Raw genomic sequence first — 1,428 nt, 5'->3', positions numbered from 1 at the left:
GAGAGAGATTCTGTGTTAATTATCAAATAATTTTTAATTTTGTTTTATTAAGGCGGCTTTATGCCAGCCTGTTTAGGGCAGTTCATCGTTGATGGCTGCCCTAACCCATTTATGTGGCCTGAGCATTTTGAACAGATTGATGTACGTGGTTTTCATTGTAAGGCTTATTCGTGGTCCACAAAGTATAGATCAATTCTAATAGTCTTCTTTGAACAGCTACGGCCGCTTTCATTTTAATTCCGTGTTTAGATACAAGCCTTGCATATATGGCCTTAAAGCGATTATCTACTCTTATGGCTGTTAAAGCTGGCATATGCATAGCCTTTCGCAGGTGTCGGTTACCCTTCTTTGATATCTTCGGTTTCTTTTTTACTGATGTGCCAGATTCTTTTTCCTCCACATCCAAACCACTATAGCTGGTAAGTTGCTTTTTATTCTTTACCMGGTCAAACCCGTTTGTTTCAGCTATCGTTATTACTACTGTGAGCTTGCCTATTCCGGGTGCTGTGGCAGCATTGTTTATCCTTGCAGTCAATTCTTTATCCTGTTTTATTATTTCTGCTATATCCAGCCTGATCTCCTTCTCCTGTGTATTGCATAATCCGATACGCTGCTTAAGTCGAATGAGGCTTTTTTCATTTGGAAATGCCTCCACTTGTTCTGCATGCAACTGGTTTTTACTTACTGTACGTTCGGCAATTATCTGATCCCGTTCACGTGTAAGCTGTTTTAAGTCCCGATAGATCTTCTTAGGCTGTTGCCAGATTTCATACTTTCGTTCCAACCCAAACTGACAAATGGCTTGTGATGCTGTTTTATCAGTAGTCGTTTTCAGATCAAGGCTTCGCATATAATTACTGATCTTGTTAGGCAGTACTATACTTACTTCATATCCCTGATCTGATAAGTGATAAGCAAGCTTCTCGTGGTAAACACCTGTCGCCTCCATTACATAACGTATCCCAATCTCCTTATTTGTTCTTTGTTTAACCCAGGACTCAAGGGCCTTAAAGCCTGACGGTTTGTTAGCAAATTGCTTAAATGCATAAATCTCCTTTTCAGTTGACTGGTCCATCCGTCCTAAAGATACCACCAACTCGTTTTGTGCTACGTCAATTCCTACTACCTGTTTTAAAATGTTTGTCATCACTTTTTTTAATATGAGTAAATATTAAAGTGAAAACCCTACTTCGTTTTTTCTCCTGCCGGATATCCTGGATATATCGCTATGCAATATTCCTTACATTCTGTTCAAACGCTAAAGGGTAAAAAGAAATGAGGCAGTATCTCTCTCTCAACATACCAATGGGTTGTTTGGGGCAAACTCTGCTCTCATTCCTCCTCACTTTATAATGCAAATTTATTTGCTTATATTATGACAACAAACATAGGAGGGGCAGACGGGCGTAGCCTCGTCTCGGGGTGAGT

Annotated in this window: 1 protein-coding gene; it reads right to left on the bottom strand. The window is 39.8% G+C overall.

Features of this window, described 5'->3' with window-relative positions:
- Window positions 1-109: 109 nt before the first annotated feature.
- Window positions 110-1,147, bottom strand: coding sequence for an IS110 family RNA-guided transposase (locus AC1DQW_RS27645; protein ID WP_477457012.1), 1,038 nt, complete (start codon window positions 1,145-1,147; stop codon window positions 110-112).
- Window positions 1,148-1,428: the final 281 nt, after the last annotated feature.

The sequence above is a fragment of the Mucilaginibacter sp. P5_A4 genome (assembly GCF_056400605.1).
Note: the sequence above shows the minus strand (reverse complement) of the source record. Positions and strands in the feature narration are given on the sequence as shown.